This is a genomic window from Shewanella sp. SNU WT4 (genome assembly GCF_006494715.1).
Taxonomy (GTDB): domain Bacteria; phylum Pseudomonadota; class Gammaproteobacteria; order Enterobacterales; family Shewanellaceae; genus Shewanella.
In genome coordinates this window covers 2,872,295-2,894,963 of the sequence record NZ_CP041151.1, presented here as the reverse complement: position 1 = coordinate 2,894,963, position 22,669 = coordinate 2,872,295, and the positions used below count along the sequence as shown (strand labels likewise).

Here is a 22,669-nt window from a genome sequence, read left to right as displayed (position 1 = left end):
TGCAGTTAATGGCGTTATTAGTAAGTAGCTAAGTAACTATGTCATTAACCAAAAAAACAGAATTAAACTTCTTCTGCTTCTTTCATGCGCTCACGTTTTTCTTGCTCTTCATCAAATGCGGCTCTAATTTCATCAAGCACGGCTGAAACGTCGGCTTCATGAATCGGAGCATCAAAATGACCGGTTAGAACTGAATCAGGGAATAGTTCACCCTTTTCAAACAAGCTCCAAATTTCATCGGCATATTGGCTCGTCAATAACTGCGGCGCAAATTGACCATAATATTGGGTCATATTATTGACGTCACGTTTGAGCATGGCTTTAGCATTATTATTGGCTGCAGCGTTAACCGCTTGTGGCAAGTCAATAATGACAGGCCCTTGCTCATCGACCAGCACATTAAATTCAGATAAGTCGCCATGAACAAGACCTGCGCATAGCATCCGCACTATATCTTGCATGACTGTGGCATGGTCTCTTAAGGCTTGTTCTTCAGGGAAGCTGACATCATTAAGACGCGGGGCAACATCGCCATGAGCATCTGTGATGAGTTCCATTAATAACACGCCATCAAAGCAACCGTAAGGGGTTGGTACTCTAACGTTAGCATCCGCTAAGGTAAACAGAGCATCTACTTCGGCATTTTGCCAAGCGGATTCTTGCTGATCACGACCATATTTAGAGCCTTTCTCCATCGCGCGGGCACGGCGGCTATTGCGACTTTTACGGCCCTCTTGATATTGAGCCGCTTTCTTAAAGCTGCGCTGATTGGCTTCTTTATAAACTTTAGCGCAGCGGATATCTTGGCCGCATCGCACCATATAAACCGTGGCTTCCTTGCCACTCATCAGTTGGCTGATCACTTGGTCAACCAAACCGTCATCCACTAACGGTTGTAAGCGTTTAGGTATTTTCATTGCGCCGTTATACCTTAGTTACTCCTTGGAAGATATATTGAAGCTATTTTTTTAACTAAAAATTGGCTGACAGCTAATGTCAGCGGTCATTTCATTATCAAATAGTATCGAATTTCTATTATAGAAGGAAGTGAACTACTCGCAGCTAAAGCAGCGAGCTTCCAAGACAACTGCCTAAGCTGCTAACTTTTCTTTTTTGACGCTTCGTTGGACACTGCTAGTCGAGTTTTTGGCTCGGCCAGTCTTACGATTGCCTCCACGTCCACTATCTGACTTGGTTCTTAGAACCCCATCATCAGACAACACCGTTCCAGTGTCTAAAATTAGGTTAATTGCCCGTTTCTTAATGACCAGTGATGCGTTGTTATCTGCATTGTCAGTATTGCCACATTTGCCGCACACAAAGAGTTCTTGTGATTTTCGGTTATCGGGATGAGTGTGATCGCACTTAGCACACTCCTGACTGGTATACGGGGCGGGAATTTTGAATACAGCTTTACCCGCTTGGTAAGCTTTGTATTTGGTGTAGGTTTCTATCATGTGCCAGCCAACATTTAGGATGGACTTGTTTAGTCCGGCTTTTTGTTTGGCTTTATTTGGCAGATAGCGGCCTTGCTCGTTTTGCTTTGCCTTTGGCTTGCGCGTCATGCGTGAGGTACTTAGTGCCTCGAAAACAATAACCTTTGCTTTGCTATCGACAAGCGAGCGGCTTGTCTTGTGCGCAAAATCATTGCGGATATTCGCTTTTTTAGCATGGTGAGTAGCAATGCGATGCTTAGTTTTGTTGCGACGACTTGAGCCTTTTTGCTGACGTGCCAGTTTACGTTGCAGTCGTTTAATATAGCGTTCTGCTTTGGTCATGTTGTTTTTCTGATTATCGTAGAAATCGAACGTCATTGATCCAGCATGAACAGGAATTGCAATACCACGATCTACACCGATAGTGTGTTCTTCCAGATACTCTTTTGTTGAGCCTTGCAGAAATGCTAAATCCTCAGAATTGCTAGATAGCTCCGACTCGTCTTTGCCATTCTCATAGCAGAAAGACACATAGTATTGAGCACGCTCTTTGCGCACATACAGCGAGTTCGGGATCTCGAACTTGTTATGCGCTTTAAACGACAAGTAACCAATATTATTTGTCTTTGTGCCGATAAATAGACGCAGGTTTCCATCTTCGCAACGGTCGAAACGGAACACCTCGCGAGTTAAATGGATGCTGCCACGATCACTCTTAGACCTGCGTTTAGGTCTCCCACACCCGCCTTTCATGAACTTCTGGTAAGTTTGATACCAGTTAACCGCACTGTTACGGATAATCTGGCTAGGGCATTTATACAGCCACGGCGTTAACTCTTTTGACTTGAATTGATAAGCTTTCTGATCAATCGGCGCGTAAGTACCAATCGGGTAATACTTACGAACAAACGTCCTGTAGTACCTTTCCTCATCGATTTTGGCATTCCAGATACTACGCGCACAGCCCATCCACTGGCTTAATACCAGCTTTTGGTCTGATGTAGGGTTAGCGCGTAGCTTAATGCCAGTGAACATTGTGTTTCCTTTGTCGTATTCTGTACTCAGGTTATGACACTGCGCTTAAAGTTGTCAATTCTTGATGTTGTTAAGCATTACATAGAAAACCAGAATACGCCTTCTAGCAAAAAGGCGATTAGAACGTCCAAGTCCTTGAAAAAGTTCTAGAGAAATTACCACCCGCTAGACTCGCCCGTAAACGAGCGAGATTGCGCGGGCAACATGTTCAATGAGTCGCTATTTAGCGGATATTTTTACTATAGATTTGTGCTAAGGCTGTTGCCATGGTCGGATAATTAAACTGAAAACCTTGGTTGATGGCACGCGTTGGCAAAATATATTGGCCTTGCGTGAGTAAGCTAGCACTTTCACCGAATAAAGCGTTTAACACTAATGCCGGAACAGCAAATAATGTTGGACGCTGTAATTGCTTGCCTAACGCTTGCGTAAAATCATTATTACTCACAGGGTTAGGGGCCGTGCCGTTATAAATACCGCTGAAATCAGGATCCTGTAAACAGCGTAGCATTAACGCTGTTAAATCATCGATATGAATCCAACTCATGCCTTGTTTACCCGAGGCAATCTTGCCGCCTAAACCTAAAGTAAAGGGTAATTTCATTTTGGCTAAGGCACCTCCATGACCAAGGACTATGCCTATTCGAATAATGCATACTCGGGTGAGTTCCGATTGCGCCGCGAAGGCCTTTTTCTCCCAAGTGCTACACACTTGCTGGGCAAAATCGACTTGTCTGGGGTTTTGCTCGCTAATCCCACGGATGGGGGTCGTTTCATCCTGTGGTTTAGTATTCCAGGTGCCATAAACACCGATAGCTGAGGCACTAATGAAGACTCGAGGTTTTGGCGTGGATATAGATAACAATTTCACCAAAGTGTCAGTGATATGCCAGCGGCTGTAGCAAATCTTTTCTTTTTGCGCGGCTGTCCAACGTTTATCAATAATGGGTTCGCCAGCAAGATTTAAGATAACATCAAAGTCGTTGAGATGAGTTAATGCTTCAAGCTTGACTATGTTGATGCGCCCAAGAGGCAGGCCCTTAATATTATTAGCATCTTGGCGACTGACGATGACAATGTCATGTTCATCAGCTAATGCGTTGAGCCAATGGCGACCAATAAATCCGCTCGCGCCAGTGATGAGTATTTTCATTATCCAGTCTTCCTTGTGAGCAAAACGCTGTTGGTCAGTTGTTCATTATTATCTGTTTGAAATTAATACGTGTTGTCATGAAAAATGGCAATGCTTAGCGTGTTTAATTTTATGAGAATAGTTACTGCGCTAAGTGACAATGGTATTATCTACATTCTATTTTAAGAGCATCAAACTGGTAGTATTTGCACGTAACTCAGACTCTAAGGTAACACTTTCTTGTGTAGCTGATAGTTAAGGTTTGTAAGTATGACCATTTCGTTTCACCTAATTGCCTGACAAAAGATGAACCCATGCACCTGTTATCACCTGTATTAACGAGTATACCATTGCCTTTAGATGACAATAGTCGTCGCTTATTTCACGGCCGAGGTGGCAAGGTTGCTGGCCTTGAACATATTTGTCTCGACTGGTTTGAACCTGTCATTTTATTAACTAGTTTTAAGCCATTAACTGTCGAAGAATTAGATGGTTATATTGAGCAAATTCAATTGTGGTGGCAGCTCGATACCCAGCTTAATTTAGTGTATCAATGCCGGGCAGGCCTTGAAAGCATCACTCAAGTGATCCTTGGTCAAGTGCCATATCCGCATTGGATCACTGAAGCGGGTATTCGTTATCGAGTGCATATTGATAGAGGTCAAAATCATGGCATCTTTTTGGATATGGCCAATGGTCGCCGATTTGTAAGCGAACACAGCCAAGGTAAAAAAGTACTCAACTTGTTTGCTTATACTTGTGGTTTTTCATTGGCGGCATTAAAAGGTGGCGCTAGTGAAGTGATTAATATTGATATGAGTAAAGGCGCCATTGCGATTGGTAAACAAAATCACAGTGAAAATGATTTTGCTGGGCTCAGTCGCTTCTTATCTCACGACATTTTTAAATCTTGGGGCAAGCTTAAAAAGTTAGGACCTTATGATGTGATCATTGCCGACCCGCCAAGCAATCAAAAGGGCAGTTTTGTTGCTACGAAAGACTATGTCCGTTTGCTCAGACGCTTGCCTGAGTTATTAGCCGAAGATGCTGAATTATTACTTTGCCTCAACGCTCCGGAATTATCGATGGATTTTTTACAGCAACAAGTGCAAGAAGCCGCGCCGCAGCTCACTTGGATTGAGCGTTTAGCTAACCCTGAGGTTTATGCTGACGTTGATGAAGACAAGTCATTAAAGGTGTTGCGATACAAAGTGACGAGTTAAAAGGCTAGAAAATTCTGGCGTAAATTCTGAAAGTCTTTCAAGGTAATCAAGGTTGTTAAGCTGGATTTGAAGCTAAGTTATTGATATTGGTATTTCTGGTCAAACGAAAATGAAAGTTTTCTGTAATTACTGATTGGTTTTGGGTATACTCAGTCTAGATACTGCTAAATGCAGCCATCAACAAGAGACAAAATGTCAAACATAGACATGTCTTAGACCTTGACCCTACGGAGTAGTTATGGAAACTAATGAATATCAAGAAGCTTATTATCAAGTGAAAGACGACGTGATGGGCTCTATACCGGTCGAGTTTGATGAAGAAGCTTAATTAGCAATGATATTAAAGAACGCAGCCTAAGGTTGCGTTTTTTTATGTTCAATAAATGAGATTACCACTAGGTATGCTGGGTATACTCATTGGCTAATCATGTTGTATGTGCAAGAGTTTAACCACGGACATTAGTTTCGGCGATAAAATCTGTGATTATCCAACGACCTCTGATTTTGCGAATTTTTACTTTGCGATCATCTACCCAGACTTTACCCCCTTTCAAGCCATCAAACTTAATGATAACAGTCGTGACATCACTGGATTTTCGTAAGAAGTCTAATTCAACCTCTAGTATTTTTAGCTTAACTTGGGTCATGGGTAGTGAAAATACATGACGCTGGATTTGACTGGCTAGGTAGTAGTGCTGCAATAACTCAGCTAATTCAGGGGTAACAAACTCTTTGGCGCCATCAACATTATTATCTATGTAAATTGCTTGAAAGAAGCCTAACACTGCACTTTCTGGCGTATTGGAACCATCTATTGGATCCGGTCCACAGCCATTAATGAGCAAGATAATTATTAGAAGAATAATGCGCATAAGTCCATTTATCCTCTTAGCATAATCACTTAGGTATAAAATCTAGATCTATGTATGTCAAGAACAGTTGAACATTTACTCATATGAGTTGTAATTTGGTATAGCCGAATCCTTGGCGCTGAAATAGCGAGCGATCGCACTGAGATCCCATCATTACACTTGACAGTGACTAGTAAAAACAGCAATGCTAAAAGACTAGTCTAAATACTTGTCCACAGAATCTGTGGGTAACTATGTGGATGACTAAGGATAACTAAACTAAGTCATTGTTTTTAAGTGGCTTATCTTTGTGGTTGTTTTTTGCGCCACGTCAATGTTGTCGTTAATTCCATCACATTTCTGTATAAATACCGTCAATTATCATCTATTTAGCTTATTTTAGTGGGCTATATTGCTAAGTTTAAAGCTAATCTACCTTTTGATACTCATGGGCACTACTATTGGTCTTGGCTGGTTTTTTATGACTTTTAAGTGAGTACTGATAGCGTGTTATAAGCGCATATCGGCAGCATATTTTATTAACGTGTAGTGACCTATCTTCTTTATAGTCCGACAATAATCCCAGATTACAGCCATAAAAAAACGCCGACCGAAGTCGACGTTTTTAGGTAACCATTAAAGCGAATTACGCTTGGTTAGCCTGAATCGCAGTCAGAGCGATGGTGTAAACGATATCGTCTACCAAAGCACCACGAGACAAATCGTTTACTGGCTTACGCATGCCTTGCAGCATAGGGCCAATACTGATTAAGTCAGCACTACGTTGTACAGCTTTATAAGTGGTGTTACCAGTGTTTAAGTCTGGGAAGACGAATACAGTGGCTTGACCAGCAACAGGGCTGTTAGGCGCCTTAGAGCGCGCAACGTTTGGCATCACGGCAGCGTCATACTGCAGTGGGCCATCGATGATCAGATCTGGACGCTTTTCTTTAGCAATACGAGTCGCTTCACGTACCTTTTCAACATCACTACCAGTACCTGAAGTACCAGTTGAGTAACTGATCATGGCAACTTTTGGTTCGATACCAAAGGCTTGAGCAGACTCAGCTGACTGAATAGCGATATCAGCTAACTGTTCAGCACTTGGATCTGGGTTAATGGCGCAGTCACCATAAACCAGCACTTGATCAGGCATCAACATAAAGAAGATAGATGATACTAAGCTTGAACCTGGTGCAGTTTTGATTAACTGCAGTGGCGGACGAATGGTATTGGCTGTGGTGTTTACCGCGCCAGAAACGATACCGTCCACTTCGCCTTGAGCTAACATCATAGTACCCAGTACCATGTTGTCTTGTAATTGCTCACGAGCAACCACTTCAGTCATGCCTTTGCTGCGACGCAGTTCAACCAGAGGTTCAACATAGTTTTCACGAACCAACTCTGGATCCATGATTTCTACGCCTTTACCTAAGATAACGTTTTGCTGTTTAGCAATACGCTTAATCTCATCAGGATTACCTAACAGTACACAACGAGCAATACCGCGCTCAGCACAGATGCTAGCGGCTTTAATGGTACGTGGCTCATCACCTTCAGGCAGCACTACAGTCTTATTGGCAGCACGTGCTAATTCAGTTAACTTGTAACGGAAAGCTGGTGGTGACAAACGGTGCTCACGTGGAGAATTTTCAGTAACGCTTTGGATCCACGCTTGATCAACGTGGCCAGCCACGAATTCTTGAACCAGTTCAATGCGCACGGCATCATCTACTGGTACTTCGTGATCAAAACGTTGAATATTCAGCGACGTCTGCCAAGTATTGGTATCTGTCAGGAAGATTGGCAGACCAGTTTCAAATGCTTGCTCACACAATGCCATGATTTGTGGCTCTGGCTCATAAGAACCAGTCAACAATAAGGCACCAATTTTAACGCCATTCATGGCCGCTAAACAGGCTGCAACAATCACATCACTGCGATCGCCAGAAGTCACTAATAGTGAATCTGGCTTGAAGTGGCTAACCATGTTCGGAATGCTACGAGCACAGAAAGTCACGTTACGTAAACGACGAGTGTTCATATCACCAGCACTGATAATGCGAGCACGTAAGTGCTTGGCTAAATCAGAGGCGCGTGGCGACACTAAATCGATGTTGTATGGAACGCTACCTAAAATGCGCAGTGGGCTCTTGCTTGGCAGTTGGAATAAATCACATGATTCCAAGTGAGCAGGGGCTTCACGATCAAACATGTCGGTCAAATCAGGACGAGTACGTCCATCATCATCTACCGGAGCACCAATCTTGTTGATGATAGCGCCGATAATACGCTTGTTTTCACTGCCGCCCCAGGCATTGAACGCGATTTCTAAACGGTTCATTAATGCAGTTGGGCTATCGTTACCTGGAGTAGCAACGAAAATAACGTCTGCATCCAAAGCCTTAGCCATGGTGTAGTTAACGTCATCAGCAAAAGAGTGGCTACGAGTCTGTACTAAAGCTTCTACAATCAGAGTTTCAGTATTAGCAGCGCATTCACTGGCGCGAGCAATAATTTGCTCCATCAGCATATCTTGCTCATCAGCACGGATTAAGGCTTCGGCATGTTCCATGTCGAAAGGCTCAAGTGGGTTAACCGTTGGAGATTTGCTTAAGATAGTAGTTGAACGCTCAGGACCTGAGTCATGTGAACGTAACTGGCTGATTGGCTTGAAAAACTGAACTTTAACGCCATGGCGCTCTAAAGCACGGACCATGCCGAGGCTGACAGACGTCAGACCAACACCAGTTCCGATTGGGACGAGCATAATTTTACGAGTCATAAAAACCTCAATAAGTGTATGGTTTTGCAGTGTGCAAACCAATCAGGCCGCTCATTGAGCGGCCTGTTATTGACTGATTACTTAGTGATCAGACGAATTGAATCTTCAGCGATAACCCACTCTTCATTAGTTGGGATTACCATAGCTACAGTGCCTTCATCTTTAGTGATGATGCCACCATTGCCAAAGCGTGCAGCTTTGTTGCGATCGCTATCAACGTTGAAGTTGAAGATAGACAGCATTTCTAACACTTTGGCACGGATCAGATCAGAGTTTTCACCGATACCACCGGTGAAGATTACTGCGTCTAAACGGCCTAAAGCCACAGTGTAAGAAGCAATATACTTAGCTAAACGGTAGCAGAAGATCTCTAAGGCTAAAGTCGCGCCTTTGTGACCAGCAGCAAAACCTTCTTCGATGCCACGGCAATCGTTAGTCAGTTCAGAAATACCCAGTAAGCCAGACTGCTTGTTCAGCATGTCGTTAACTTCTTGAACGGTATAACCCAGTTGCTCAACCAAATGGAAGATGATTGAAGGGTCGATATCGCCACAACGAGTACCCATTACCAGACCTTCTAATGGAGTCATACCCATAGAAGTATCAACACTCTTACCGCCTTTAATAGCAGTAACAGAAGCGCCGTTGCCTAAGTGAGCACAGATAACATTGGTTTCAGTGATATCTTTGTTCAGCACTTTAGCGGCTTCACGGCTTACGAATAAGTGGCTAGTACCATGCATACCATAACGACGCACAGCGTTTTCACGGTACAGCTTGTATGGCAGAGCATAGATATAAGCGTGCTCTGGCATAGTCTGGTGGAAAGCAGTATCAAATACGGCAACTTGTGGCAGGCTTGGGAAAGAAGCCATAGCAGCGCGGATACCGATCAGGTGAGCTGGGTTGTGCAAAGGAGCCAGTGAAGAACAATCTTCGATGCCTTGCAGAACGTCCTGGTCAATGATCATAGACTGAGTGAATTTCTCACCACCATGAACGATACGGTGACCTACAGCTTGGATTTGAGCAGCCAGAGCAGGGTGCGCAGCCAAAATAGTGTCAACGATATACTCAACCGCTTCGCGGTGAGCGGTGAAGGCGCCTAATTGTGCTTCGTGCTTAGCACCGTCTACTTTCCACTTGATGCGAGAATCTTCTAAACCAAAACATTCTGCCAGACCAGAGATATGATCATCACCAGTTGCTGCATCCATGATAGCAAATTTCAGTGAAGAACTGCCGCAGTTAAGAACCAAAACCAATTTGTTGGACATGTTAAAACCTTTATACCATTGAATGAGTGTTACCACTCGACTACTGACTCCGAATGACTTCGGAGCACCGTATGCCCTTATGGGCGAAGTTACTGTGTTTCTTTGACAGCGTTTGGGTCTAGCCCTTTGCTATGCTAAGGTAACAACAGGTTCAGTTTTTTGGTGTCTATTCATTGAGCACTTCACTACTCAAAACCATTCGACTTGGTCGTCATTATATGAAGACTTGGCCTATGGTCAGACAATTGGGTTACTACTTTCCCGAGTACCGCGTCATGCGAGCGACTCAGTTGGCCTTGCCGGTAACACCAGCATTGGCCATAGGTGTCATGTTCAGTCAGCTTTACCTGTTAGGTTGGGATGTATTCCCACAAACCTTAGCCATGACGCTATTTTTTCTCAGCCTACCAGTACAGGGACTGATTTGGTTAGGATGGCGAGCTCAACATCCGTTGCCGTTAACCTTATTAGATTGGGGCAATCAACTGTCGGCTAAACTGCAACACCTGGGTGTCAGTTGCCATCCTTTAGGTGCCAATGCCCGTTATCAGGACATGGCAAATATTTTAAAACTTGCTTTTGAGCGCTTAGAACCCAAGTATTGGGAAGAACTCTAAGTTAAGCATTAATCAGTAGATCGCATTAAGGCCCATTTCAACAAAAACGGCCTTTATTTTTTCCATAGTTTCGCTGCTTGGCGGCGAAACATCATTGAGCTGATATTCATCGCCCAATACATCCCATTTATGCTTACCCAACTCGTGATAAGGCAGTAATTCGATTTTTTCGACATTACTCATGGGCTTAATAAACTCGGCCAATTCGCGAGCCGACTCGATATCATCAGTATGACCACCAACGACTACGTAACGAATCCAAGTTTTTTGTTGTCTCTTTGCCAAATACTCAGCAAATTGTAATGTTCTTTGGTTGCTTACTTTGGTCAGATCAATGTGTTTTTCATCATTCATCTGTTTAATATCAAGCATTACCAGATCGGTGTTATCGAGTAGTTCATCGATAACCGGGGTATATTTGCGCAACATACCATTAGTATCAAGACAAGTGTTGATACCTTCAGCCTTACAGGCTTTAAACCATTCATTGATAAAATCGAGCTGCAGTAGGGCTTCGCCACCACTGGCTGTTACACCACCACCATTAGTATAGAAACCCATATAAGCGCGGATTTGTTTCATCAAATCTTCGACTGTGACTTCTTTACCAGCATGGGTATCCCAGGTGTCACGATTATGGCAATACAAACAGCGCATTAAGCAGCCTTGTAAAAAGGCAATAAAGCGAATTCCTGGACCATCGACGGTGCCGAAAGATTCTATGGAATGAATGCGTCCTGTGATTGTCATAGGGTCTCCTGATAAAAAGCGGCAGTGCGGATGCACTGCCGTATCGTCTAACTACTTAAATCTTATAAAGATTTAGTGAAAGTACGAGTGATAACGTCACGTTGCTGCTCTGGAGTCAGAGAGTTGAAACGTACCGCATAGCCAGACACACGAATGGTCAGCTGTGGGTAGTTTTCTGGATGTGCTACTGCATCTTCCAGAGTTTCACGGTTCAGAACGTTTACGTTTAAGTGTTGACCACCTTCACGTACTTCGTTGTTAGCAAAGTAACCGTCCATCAGCGCAGCTAAGTTAGTGCGACGTTGGCTGTCATCTTTACCTAAAGCATTTGGCACGATAGAGAAAGTATAAGAGATACCGTCTTGAGCGTGAGCAAATGGCAGTTTAGCAACAGAAGTCAGAGATGCTACAGCACCGTTTTCATCACGGCCATGCATTGGGTTTGCACCTGGAGCAAATGGCGCGCCTGAAGGACGACCGTCTGGAGTAGTACCAGTCTTCTTACCATATACTACGTTAGAAGTAATGGTCAGGATTGACTGAGTAGGTACTGCATTGCGGTACATCTTCTTGTCACGGATTTTCTTCATGAAGCGTTCAACTAAGTCACAAGCGATATCATCAACGCGAGCGTCGTTGTTACCAAACTTAGGATAATCACCTTCGATTTCGAAATCGACAGCAATACCGTCTTCATCACGGATTGGCTTCACTTTAGCAAACTTGATTGCAGACAGTGAGTCAGCAGCGATAGACAGACCAGCGATACCACAAGCCATAGTGCGACGTACGTCACGGTCATGCAGTGCCATCAGGGCAGCTTCGTAGCTGTACTTGTCATGGCTCCAGTGAATAGCGTTCAGCGCGCTCACATATTGAGTCGCTAACCAATCCATCAGAGAATCTAAGCGTGAGAACACATCGTCAAAGTTCAGAACTTCGTCAGTGATCTTGTCAGCCACTGGGCCTACTTGGATCTTCAGTTTTTCATCAACGCCGCCGTTGATTGCATACAGCATGGTCTTGGCTAAGTTAGCACGAGCACCAAAGAACTGCATGTGCTTACCCACGATCATTGGGCTTACACAACAAGCAATCGCATAATCGTCAGATTCGAAATCAGGACGCATCAGGTCATCGTTTTCGTACTGGATAGAGCTGGTATCGATAGATACTTTAGCACAGTACTCTTTAAAGCCCTGTGGTAATTGCTCAGACCACAATACAGTGATGTTTGGCTCTGGGCTTGGGCCCATGTTGTACAGAGTGTTCAAGAAACGGAAGTTGTTCTTGCTCACTAAAGTACGACCATCTAAACCCATACCGCCGATTGACTCAGTCGCCCAAATTGGGTCGCCAGAGAACAATTCATCGTATTCTGGGGTACGCAGGAAGCGAACCATACGCAGTTTCATTACGAAATGGTCAACCATTTCTTGAGCTTGCGATTCAGTGATGGTACCTGCTTTCAGATCGCGTTCGATGAACACGTCTAAGAAAGTCGCAGTACGGCCTAATGACATAGCTGCGCCATTTTGGCTCTTAATAGCAGCTAAGTAACCGAAATAGGTCCACTGGATAGCTTCTTGAGCGTTGGTCGCTGGGCGAGAAATGTCAAAACCATACTTGGCAGCCATTTTCTTCATTTGACCCAGAGCACGGTGCTGCTCAGAAATCTCTTCACGCAACTGCATGGTCATTTGCAGATCATCACCAGCTTCGAACTTAGCTTGTAATGAAGTGAACTGAGCCACTTTATCCTTCATCAGGAAGTCGATACCGTACAGAGCAACACGACGGTAATCACCAATGATACGGCCACGGCCATATGCATCAGGTAAACCAGTCAGGATGCCAGACTTACGACAAGCCAGGATTTCTGGAGTGTATACGTCGAATACACCTTGGTTGTGGGTCTTACGCAGTTCAGAGTAAACGTATTTAACTTCTGGGTTAATTACGCGACCGTAAGCTTTGCATGATCCTTCGATCATACGTACGCCGCCGTTAGGCATCATGGCGCGCTTCAATGGCGCTTCAGTCTGCAGACCAACGATGGTCTCCAGATCTTTAATGATGTAACCAGCGTCATGGGCAGTGATGGTAGATACTACGTCAGTATCAAAATCCACTGGAGCATGAGTGCGGTTTTCTTCTTTAATGCCTTCCATAACCTTGTCCCACAAAATTGTGGTGGCTTCGGTAGGACCGGCTAAGAAAGACTCATCACCTTCATAAGGGGTGTAGTTAGTTTGGATAAAGTCACGTACATTGACCTCCGATTTCCAATCGCCAGGAACGAAACCTTCCCACGCATTTGCAAACAGATCAGTTTTATCAGTCATCGTACTAATACCTTCTTGTTGATATCAAGGTTACTGAAACCGCCGTGGCACCTTCACCAAAGTCAGTTCAGCACTAAGTCCTTCACTCACTACACCTTGAGGCGTTTGCCTAATAGAATGTCGAGGCGAAGTGAGTAAGCTTATTCCAAAGGAATAAATTACAGACAAGTGGACTATCAAGAAAACCACCACTTATCAAATTGGTAAGACCAATTGTCCAAAGCATATTAGCATAGTAGAAAATGGCTCGCATCTTAAACCGTGCGCTTTCGCAGCATCAGATCATAAAATTGTTACCGAGCTAACAATTTTCTGGCATAACTACCATTAACTTGAGAACGTTTTTTTGTGCACAAAATAACGACCACAACAAATGCGTGCGCAACGCTATGTTTTTAAAGGTTTTTTTGAGTTGGCAGTAATTTGAGGTTTAACGAGGGTTTGACTGTGATGTTAGTCACAAATTTAAGCAGAGGATAGGTGTTTATAAAAATGGCACCTGTAAAACAGGTGCCATAGGGGCAAGCGATTAACAGCAAGCGATTAGAGCAGTGCAGGAATACCGCGGATCATGCCCACAGCCAGCATAGCAGCCAAACATACGGCAAAGGCTAAGCCTGGGATAATCAAGCGATCAGCGGTTGATAATTGCTTAGCGCGTTCTTTATCACCGATCAGACCATTGTTGTCTAACAGCATAGTTAATGCCCAGCCAAATACTGGATTCACAACCATAGAGGCAAAGATACAGATCCCCGCGGTTTGTGAAGACGCAGTAGATTTAACCATCTGCATACCCGCTTCAAGCAGAGGTAAGAATACACCTACTAGCAATGCGATACTCATTACCGGAGCCCATACCGCTATGTCCATTGGGTAGCCGACAGTGGCAACCACAATACACATGATACCCAGCAAAATACCGCCCGCAGGGATAGGACGCTTAGCGATAGCAGCAGGGATCATATAGGTACCCCAGCTTGATGTTACGTTACCACCACCAAATGCTGTACCTACGAACTGGCGCACTGAACAGCCCGCCATAGTATCGTCAACATCCATCAATACTTCTTTAGCTTTCTTAGGATAATTCAGCTCTTGGAAGATTCTGTGACCTAAGAAATCAGGAGACCACATAGCAACAGCTAAGATAGCAAAAGGTAAAGATGCTAAGAAATGTTGAGTGGTTGGTAAACCTAATTTCCAACCGGTTTCGGTTGAACCCCACCAGTATACTGGGTTGAGGTTAGGTAAGCCTGGCTCAGTCGTGAAATGGAACGGGGCGCCTAAAGCTAACGCAACACCTACGGCTAAAGCACTACAGGCAGGGATGGCTAACCAACGCTTACCAATTTTGGCTAGGTAAGCATAAAGCACCACGTTTAGGAACAGTACGGCAAACGCCACATAACCCATCTTCAGGCCTTCAGCCCAATCGATTAAGTTATTGATTTGGCTTTGCGCGCCCATAATACCTAAGTAGACCAAGAGTCCACCGGCCACCCCTTCACTGGTGAGGTTAACTAGCCGCGAGCCGCCTTTCACTAAGCTAAGTGTCATACCAAAAATGGCAATCAAAATAGCTAATGCTAATGGGTGACCACCTGACATAGCAATCATGCCGATCATAGGGATCATAGGGCCATGGTTACCAGCAAGGTTAGCGCGAGGATTCATGAAGCCCGACACGAAAATACAGAAGATCAGGGCAGATACCCACATCTCTACTCGTACGTTTTCGATAACGAAGTCGGCACCTAAACCAAAGGCCGCGGCATAGGATGACATTACCGCACTATACATAACGGTAATACCAATAGTTCCAGCTAATGCTGGGACCAGATCTTCCCATTCGAAACGAAAGTCACGACCGGGTAAGTTTAAACGCCAGCGTCTTGGCTTCATGATTTCTAATTCATGATCTAAGTATTCGCTGCGAGTCTCAAAATCAGACGATGGACGATGCATCTCCTGATACGAGCCTGTTTGCTCAGCTTTAGCATCAGGTGGGGTGACTGTGTTAGTCATAATTTGTCAATTCTCCGACAAGTACAGCAAAAAAATTCTGTTGTTGACTTGGGTAGTAAGTCCGTGTTTTTAACCACTTCAACGGTAAACGTTGAATACTGGCGTTGTTTGACAGTGACGATAAAAGCTAAAACTTTAGCTTAAGTCGCAGCCCAATTTTCTGACTGCAGTGCGCCCACATCCTATCCGTGTTACCCGATTAATTTGGTCAGACCAATTTACCTTTAAATATTATCACACGCTGATATGTCCTTGTAGGTGCTATCAGTTTTTTTGATGGTGTCGATTGGGCGAATTGCGACCCAGTTAACAAGTTCATCTTTATTTAAGCTTAACTGGTGACTTGCGGCACTGTTTTTGCGTTTAGCTTATTGCGGCCGTTACTTTCTTGAATGCAAGTTGGTAAGTATCTGATAAATAATGATTATACTTGTTACTTGTTTAGCTGCTACTTAAGTTGCGCCATATCTATTAACGCAATACACGCAGACAGCTGCTCACAAGATTAATAATAGTCAATCATTGCGCTTAGCTTTACGCGCTAAAACCCCTGATTTAGCTAAGCCAGCACGAGTGAAACCGCATAATACCTGCCAAAAGTTATCAATTTTATTGATGGCCGCAACAAATATTACCTATTTATTACAAGTGGTTATCTCAGGCTATTGTTAAGTCGGCTTTGCCATTAGATGAATAATAATTAGATAAGGAGAATGATAATGAGGTTATTAAGCGGTCGGTCATTGACGTTTGTCGCCTTGGTGGAGGCTCAATGACAATCAGTCCAGTACCGAGCCCCCCAGAACCCAGCTTATGCGTATTAGCCGAGCAATATGGCTATGCCAAAGTGGTGAAATCTGCGAGTCAATCTTTAGGATTATCCATTTTTGCAGGCGCCTTTATTGCGCTGGCTTTCGTGTTTTACATCACAGTGACAACTGGGGCAGAAGGAGCACCTTGGGGCTTAGTGCGGTTAACGGGCGGTCTCGCGTTTAGCTTAGGCCTAGTACTAGTGGTTATTTGCGGCGCTGAACTGTTTACCAGCACTGTACTTAGCACGCTGACCTATGTGCACAAACGCGTAACGGCTAAGCAATTATTACTGTGTTGGGCTCGGGTTTATGTGGGGAATTTATTTGGTGCTAGCTTAATTCTACTGCTCGTATGGGTAGGCGGTATGCATCAACTTGACCATGGGCAATGGGGGCTTAATGCACTCAATATTGCTCAGCATAAACTCGAGCATACCTGGTGGCAGGCTTTTGCCTTAGGCATTTTATGCAACATGTTGGTGTGTTTAGGGGTCTGGATGACTTTTGCCAGCAAAGAGGCCTTAGCGCGTGCCACATTATTAATGCTGCCAGTTGCCATGTTTGTTTCCAGTGGCTTTGAGCACAGCATAGCCAATCTCTTCATGGTGCCGTTAGGCATAGTTATCTCAGAGTTCGCCCCTGCGGCTTTTTTCGATGGTCTTGGCATTAGTGCCATGAGCTATCAAGACTTAACGTTTGCCAATTTTATCATCAACAACCTTATTCCTGTGACGCTTGGCAACATAGTCGGCGGCGGCGTTATTGTGGCGCTCGGGTACTGGGTAATTGAACAACAATCAAAATTATTACAAATAAAAGGACATTAAGATGGAATCTTACTTAGCACGTTTAACCGTGGCCGACATAATGCAAACTAATACCGTGTCTCTGTCTCCTGAAACGGGATTATTTGAAGCTCTAGGTACTTGCCGTCAACAAGGTGTTGATATTGCACTAGTGATGAAAGCGGGAACCTTAGCGGGCACTATTGGTCTGCAAGATATAATGCGGGGCTTATGGTCAGAGGAATATAGCAGTAAGACCAGTTTGACTGTGGCTGATTTAATGTGCGCTGAATTTACCGCGGTAAGACCTTGCCTTAAGGTTAATCAGCTCATAGAAACCTTAGTGGTGAACAAAGAAGTGCTATTTAATGTCAATGATAACGGCATGTTGATTAGTCCGTATTTAACCTTTGAGCAGCGTTTACGTAAAGCCAGTAGCCAGCACGCTGAAGTATTGCCTGTGATTGAAGGCTCAAGTCTTAAAGGGGTGGTGAGCCGCGCCGCTTTAGCCGATTTATTACTGGCTAAGCGTGCAAGCTAAGCTATGTAGCTAGCAATATTTACACCCAATGAAACAAGCCGCGATGATCGCGGCTTTTTTGTGTCTGCTATTGTCGTCAGAGGCTATCTCTGAGCTCATAGGACAGGGTTAAGGCGTAGATTGAGCCTTTTGTTTGGCAAGGCGCTTAGCTTGGGCGAGGACACAATCTCGCAGTGGGTTGTTAGTACTATCACTGCGCCACACAAAGCTTAAGCTGCGGTGCATATCTAAGCTTGGCGTTGGGAGTAAGGCTAATTGACCGCGTTGAATATCTTGCATGACATCAAGCCAAGGCAGTGCACTTAAGTAACTTCCTCCTTTGACTAAAGCCTTTAAAATACTGACCTGTTCGTATTCACGGCACACATTGAGCTTATCTATCTTGCCATGTACTGCGCCATCAAAGATGCGGCGCGTGCCAGCGCCATGTTCCCTCAACACCCATTTAGCGACGGCTAACTGTTCGAGTGATACTTGAGCCTGATGAGCAAACGCATGTTCAGGGGCGCCAACGACCACTAAGTGGTCATCTATCCAGGGTACTGACGTAATGCGGGTATCATCACTGCGTCCTTCAATCACACCTAAATCAAAATCATAGTTGAGCAAACGTTGGATCACAGTTTCCGTATTTTCTACGTCTATTCGGATATGTAATTGTGGAAAGTCACTATCAATTTTACTGATAAGCTCAGGAATTAAGTGCTCTGCCGCCGTTTGACTGGCGCAAATGGACAAGTCACCACTAATCACTTGTTGATCATGCAAGCCGCTTTCAATTTGACGGGCATCATTGAGTAAACTGCGCGCCTTAGGCCGCAGCCAATGACCCCAGTGACTGAGCACTAAGCGGTTACCTTGGCGACTGAATAGCGGGCGGCCGAGTTGGTTTTCTAATTGAGATAGCGACATACTCACCGCAGATTGCGTCATCATCAATTTACGTGCGGCGGCGCTTACACTTTCTTGACTGGCAATGGCATCAAAAACTTCAATTTGTTTTAGCGAGTATTTCACTTTAGATCTCATGCTGTTAGGGATTACCCCATGGTAGTCATGCTAGGGGTTGGACTCAATAGGTCAAAGGCAGCAGTGTTAGCTTTTACGAGTGGCCTCACGTATCAAAAACGTATTTTGTGAGTTATCCCTGAGTTACCTAAAGGCTAAGTTCTCACTGTGACACGCTTGGTTAGTTTACTGCGGGCTATATTTCGCCATGAACCGAGATGAGTGGATGACACATTACTGATAAAGAGGGGAGAATAAGATAGGTTTTATAACAACACACCAACCGTCATGGTTGGTGTGTTGATGAGCGATTAAGCCATTAGTGACTCAAAGCTAGGCAATTACGTGCCTAGCCAGTGTGCTTAAGCCCAGTTGGCTTTAGCCGCTTGTAACTTTTGATAGGCTTGTAGCAGTTTTTGATGCTTAGTGAATTCAGTTAACTGACGAATATGCATCAAATCATAGCCTTGGGCAGTATTGCTAACATGAGCAAATGCCGCAGCGTAGTCTTGTTCACCAAACATGCGCTTAAAGGCTGCTTGGTATTGATTAACATCGCCATCGGCCAATTGAATGTTCAAAATGGCTTGTACGGCATGATAAAAACGCAAACGGCGTTGCAGATCACTGCTAATACCGCCGGCATTAAAGCCTGTGGTCCATTCAGCCCATTCCAGTGCCGATTCTAAATCACCGGCGGCTAAGGATAACAAACAGCGTAATTCACCAACGCGCAGAGTGCTCCATGGCGATGAAGCATCAACACCTAAGCCTAACAGCTGATCGAGCGGCTGGAATTCATCAACATCTAAGGCATCTAAGCTATCGATAATTTCAGCAGCTAAGGCGGCATCTTGCTTAACATCAAGCCATTGCTGGATTTGCTGACGCAGTGCCATAGCGCGGTTGTTATTGACCCAAGTTAACTCGTACACAGGGTAAATTTCTGAATAACCAGGCACTAATACGCGGCACGCATAGGTTTGTAAGTGGCTGTAATCCGCAATATAGACTTCAGCGCCTAAGTCATGGAATTTATTCAATAACTGATGGAATTCCTCATCAGTGTTGCCTTCAAAGTTCCAATCAACAAAGTCAAAATCGCTATCTGCTCGGAATAAATCCCAAGACACTAAGCCTGATGAATCAATAAAGTGAGTCTCAAGGTTAGTGTGATCAGATACTTCATCATTATCAAATGATGGTGATGGGAAGATATCCAAATCTTTTAAGCTGCGACCTTGGAGTAACTCAGTCACAGTGCGTTCCAGCGCAATTTCAAAGCGTGGATGGGCGCCAAAAGAGGCAAAACAACCGCCATTGTCTGGGTTGAATAAGGTCACACAAATCACAGGGTATTCGCCGCCTAATGAAGCGTCAAAACAGGTGATAGGGAAACCTTGCTGTTCTAATTCATTGATAGCCGCTACCACTTTCGGGAAACGGTTAACTACATCAGCGGGAATTTCAGGCAGGCTGATAGATTCGGCTATGATGCGGTTTTTAATATAACGCTCAAAACACTCGCTTAAGGCTTGAGTGCGCGCTTCCGTTGCGGTATTACCTGCCGCCATACCGTTAGACACAAACATATTGCCGATAATGTTCATCGGTATGTAAGTCACTTGGTTATCCGATTGGCGAGTAAATGGCAGGGCGCATACACCGCGTTCCATATTACCTGATTGTAAATCCACTAAGCCTGCCATAGTGACTTCATCTTCTGGATCGTAATGCTGCCACAAGGCCTCATTCATCAGACCTGCAGGACGGGTATCATCAGTCACGGCAAACCATTTTTCATTGGGATAGTGCACAAACTCACTATTGGCTATCTCTTCGCCTAAATAGAAGTCGGCAAAAAAATAGTTACAGGCTAAACGCTCAAAATATTCCCCTAATGCACTGGCCAAGGCCGCATCTTTACTCGCGCCTTTACCATTGGTAAAGCATGCTGGGCAGTTACGGTCGCGAATATGCACAGACCAAACGTATGACACTGGATTAAGCCAAGAGGCCTCTTCGATATCGAATCCAAGTTCGACTAAGCGCTGTTGCATAGTGGCAATTGAAACTTCTAAGGCTTCATCTTTACCAGGGATATAAGTGTGATTCATGACTTCCTCATTGGCATAGGGTGACGTGTACCACGTCACAATTGCGGCCATTGTATCGAGAAGATCATCAAAGTGGAATGATACTTGTTTGCCATGGGCTTTTGTCTAACGCGCAATCATGACAAATGATGCCAAATGGTCTAGAATCGCGCGTTTTCAAGCATTCTACAAAAGTGCGAGTGTATGTTTTCCTCTTCCTTAGCGAAACGAGTCACACCGGCCGTCATTATTTTATGCTTGGCCCTAGGGTATTTCCTGGTGTGGGCCTTTGGACCTTTATTTCTCAGTGAACGTGGCAGTTGGCTCGGTATGCCGCTGTGGTTTTGGTGTTCTTGTGTCGCGGCGCCGTTGTTATTATTGGCGGCATTAGCGGCCATTAATCATCAATCTGCTGATACTAACCATGGGGGAAATGAACTGTGACAGCCTTAATAGCAGTAGTTATCTATCTCATTTTTAGTCTTTATATCAGCCGCATTATTGCCAGTAAGATGAAAACAGGGTTAGTGGCCGATAAAGCCAATCGCTTCTTTATTGGTGGCCGTATTCTTAATGGCCCGCTAGTCGCTTTGACCTTAGTGGCTACTTATACCAGCGCGAGCTCTTTCATTGGCGGCCCCGGCGCTGCCTATAAAATTGGTTTAGGTTGGGTGTGGTTAGCACTCATTCAAGTGCCTGTCGCCATGTTGACCTTAGGCGTGCTTGGGCCAAAATTTTTAGCCTTAAAAGATCGTCACTCCACCTTACTTGAATGGTTAGATCATAGATTTAATAGTCCGTGGTTAAGCCGCATTGCGATTGTGAGCTTAGTGGCGGGTTTTATCGCCATGATCACAGTGCAATTTATTGGTGGTGCGCGCATGTTTGCTGGCGTGAGCGGTATCAGTTATGAGCTAGGTTTAGCCATTTTTGTGGTGACAGTGTTAGCTTACACCTTAACGGGTGGCTTTCGCGCTGTGGCGGCAACCGATGCGGTGCAAGGCATAGTCATGACGCTTGGCATAGTGGTATTGCTGGTAACGCTACTGATTAAAGGCGATGTACCGGCTATGCTCGCTAACTTAAATCAACAGCAGAGCCCATTATTGTCACCTTGGGGCAGCGAGCAACAACTAGGTTGGCCTATGATGTTATCTTTTTGGGTGTTGGTGTGTTTTGGCACCTTAGGTTTACCCCATACCGTGGTGCGTTTATTAGCGGTAAAAGATAAACAGGCGCTGCGTAAAGGCATGGTGTACGGCACGGCCATTAGTTTATTAATGACTTTATTACCGCACTTATGTGGCTTCTTTGGCCGCGCTATTTATCCAGATTTGACCATTCCCGATGAAATTATGCCTAAGTTAATCGCAGGGTTATTTTCGCCTTGGGTCGCGGGTTTGTTATTAGCCGCTCCCATTGCGGCGGTGATGTCATCGGTAGACTCTATGTTGCTGCAGTCTGCAGTGACCTTAGTGCGTGATGCCGTCGTTAAAACTCGCCCGACTATGTCAAGTGAGCGCCAATTAACCTTGACGCGCGTGGCTATGGTAGTCATTACCTTGCTTGCCGCGTGGTGGGCATTAAAGCCGCCTGATATGATTGTTTGGCTGAATTTAGCCGCCTTTGGCGCGCTGCAATCTGTGTTCTTATGGCCGATTGTCGCGGGTATATGCTGGCCAAGCATTAGTGGTGAAGCTGCGTTAGCAGCTATGGCGACAGGACTCATTAGTTACTTGCTGGCATTTCAGTTTGGGCCATTGCCATATAATGTGCACGCGATTGTGCCCGCATTACTCTTGTCTTTAGTGGCTATGTTGACCGTGGTTGCCTATCAGGGGTACTGTCGCCGCCAAGCCATAGTTTAAGCAATCATCGTCATTAACTAGCGCTAATAGTCATAATTAATGGCAAGTGTTTGCATAAATATGCATCTGTTGTGACCCAG

General features: G+C 44.6%; 17 protein-coding genes. 6 read left to right on the top strand and 11 right to left on the bottom strand.

The window, feature by feature from the left end:
- Window positions 1-62: 62 nt before the first annotated feature.
- The 3 genes from FJQ87_RS12915 to FJQ87_RS12905 form a co-directional block, all read right to left on the bottom strand.
- Entirely contained in the window at window positions 63-917 is an 855-nt protein-coding gene (locus FJQ87_RS12915) for a PA4780 family RIO1-like protein kinase (protein WP_140932981.1), read from the bottom strand.
- A gap of 174 nt (window positions 918-1,091) precedes the next feature.
- On the bottom strand, window positions 1,092-2,471 hold the full coding sequence (locus FJQ87_RS12910) for an RNA-guided endonuclease TnpB family protein (RefSeq protein WP_140932980.1): 1,380 nt from the start codon (window positions 2,469-2,471) through the stop codon (window positions 1,092-1,094).
- Between the two features lie 223 nt (window positions 2,472-2,694).
- Entirely contained in the window at window positions 2,695-3,624 is a 930-nt protein-coding gene (locus tag FJQ87_RS12905) for a TIGR01777 family oxidoreductase (protein ID WP_140932979.1), read from the bottom strand.
- 293 nt (window positions 3,625-3,917) lie between these two features.
- Here FJQ87_RS12905 and FJQ87_RS12900 point away from each other — a divergent pair, with 293 nt between their 5' ends.
- Window positions 3,918-4,826, top strand: coding sequence for a class I SAM-dependent methyltransferase (locus FJQ87_RS12900; RefSeq protein WP_140932978.1), 909 nt, complete (start codon window positions 3,918-3,920; stop codon window positions 4,824-4,826).
- A 446-nt stretch (window positions 4,827-5,272) separates the two neighbouring features.
- Here FJQ87_RS12900 and FJQ87_RS12895 read toward each other — a convergent pair whose 3' ends face one another.
- From FJQ87_RS12895 to ackA, 3 genes are all read right to left on the bottom strand, one after another.
- A complete protein-coding gene (locus FJQ87_RS12895) occupies window positions 5,273-5,698 on the bottom strand; it encodes a hypothetical protein (protein WP_140932977.1) in 426 nt (141 codons plus the stop codon).
- A 625-nt stretch (window positions 5,699-6,323) separates the two neighbouring features.
- Window positions 6,324-8,462 (bottom strand): phosphate acetyltransferase, encoded by a 2,139-nt coding sequence (pta, locus tag FJQ87_RS12890; RefSeq protein ID WP_140932976.1) that lies wholly within the window; start codon window positions 8,460-8,462, stop codon window positions 6,324-6,326.
- A 77-nt stretch (window positions 8,463-8,539) separates the two neighbouring features.
- Entirely contained in the window at window positions 8,540-9,739 is a 1,200-nt protein-coding gene (gene ackA / locus FJQ87_RS12885) for an acetate kinase (RefSeq protein ID WP_140932975.1), read from the bottom strand.
- Window positions 9,740-9,912: 173 nt separating this feature from the next.
- On the opposite strand from ackA, the gene yfbV reads away from it, so the two are divergent.
- Window positions 9,913-10,356: a terminus macrodomain insulation protein YfbV gene (gene yfbV / locus FJQ87_RS12880; RefSeq protein WP_140932974.1), complete on the top strand. Its 444-nt coding sequence runs from the start codon at window positions 9,913-9,915 to the stop codon at window positions 10,354-10,356.
- A 12-nt stretch (window positions 10,357-10,368) separates the two neighbouring features.
- Here the strand turns inward: yfbV and pflA are convergent, their stop codons facing one another.
- From pflA to FJQ87_RS12865, 3 genes are all read right to left on the bottom strand, one after another.
- Entirely contained in the window at window positions 10,369-11,106 is a 738-nt protein-coding gene (gene pflA / locus FJQ87_RS12875) for a pyruvate formate lyase 1-activating protein (protein ID WP_140932973.1), read from the bottom strand.
- 62 nt (window positions 11,107-11,168) lie between these two features.
- The gene (pflB, locus tag FJQ87_RS12870) at window positions 11,169-13,451 is read right to left on the bottom strand and encodes a formate C-acetyltransferase (protein ID WP_140932972.1); all 2,283 of its coding nucleotides are present in this window, start codon (window positions 13,449-13,451) and stop codon (window positions 11,169-11,171) included.
- A gap of 543 nt (window positions 13,452-13,994) precedes the next feature.
- Window positions 13,995-15,479, bottom strand: coding sequence for a DUF3360 family protein (locus FJQ87_RS12865; RefSeq protein ID WP_140932971.1), 1,485 nt, complete (start codon window positions 15,477-15,479; stop codon window positions 13,995-13,997).
- Between the two features lie 772 nt (window positions 15,480-16,251).
- Between FJQ87_RS12865 and focA the strand changes: the two genes are divergently transcribed.
- Together focA and FJQ87_RS12855 are read left to right on the top strand one after the other, a co-directional pair.
- A complete protein-coding gene (gene focA / locus FJQ87_RS12860; RefSeq protein WP_140932970.1) occupies window positions 16,252-17,118 on the top strand; it encodes a formate transporter FocA in 867 nt (288 codons plus the stop codon).
- A 1-nt stretch (window position 17,119) separates the two neighbouring features.
- The gene (locus FJQ87_RS12855) at window positions 17,120-17,617 is read left to right on the top strand and encodes a CBS domain-containing protein (RefSeq protein ID WP_140932969.1); all 498 of its coding nucleotides are present in this window, start codon (window positions 17,120-17,122) and stop codon (window positions 17,615-17,617) included.
- 108 nt (window positions 17,618-17,725) lie between these two features.
- Here FJQ87_RS12855 and FJQ87_RS12850 read toward each other — a convergent pair whose 3' ends face one another.
- The gene (locus tag FJQ87_RS12850; RefSeq protein WP_140934114.1) at window positions 17,726-18,634 is read right to left on the bottom strand and encodes a LysR substrate-binding domain-containing protein; all 909 of its coding nucleotides are present in this window, start codon (window positions 18,632-18,634) and stop codon (window positions 17,726-17,728) included.
- Window positions 18,635-18,987: 353 nt separating this feature from the next.
- The gene (gene ycaO, locus FJQ87_RS12845; protein ID WP_140932968.1) at window positions 18,988-20,742 is read right to left on the bottom strand and encodes a 30S ribosomal protein S12 methylthiotransferase accessory factor YcaO; all 1,755 of its coding nucleotides are present in this window, start codon (window positions 20,740-20,742) and stop codon (window positions 18,988-18,990) included.
- 183 nt (window positions 20,743-20,925) lie between these two features.
- Between ycaO and FJQ87_RS12840 the strand changes: the two genes are divergently transcribed.
- Both FJQ87_RS12840 and panF read left to right on the top strand, forming a co-directional pair.
- On the top strand, window positions 20,926-21,165 hold the full coding sequence (locus tag FJQ87_RS12840; protein WP_140932967.1) for a DUF997 family protein: 240 nt from the start codon (window positions 20,926-20,928) through the stop codon (window positions 21,163-21,165).
- On the top strand, window positions 21,162-22,589 hold the full coding sequence (gene panF, locus FJQ87_RS12835) for a sodium/pantothenate symporter (protein WP_140932966.1): 1,428 nt from the start codon (window positions 21,162-21,164) through the stop codon (window positions 22,587-22,589). The genes FJQ87_RS12840 and panF overlap by 4 nt, the downstream gene beginning before the upstream one ends.
- The last annotated feature ends 80 nt before the right edge of the window (window positions 22,590-22,669 follow it).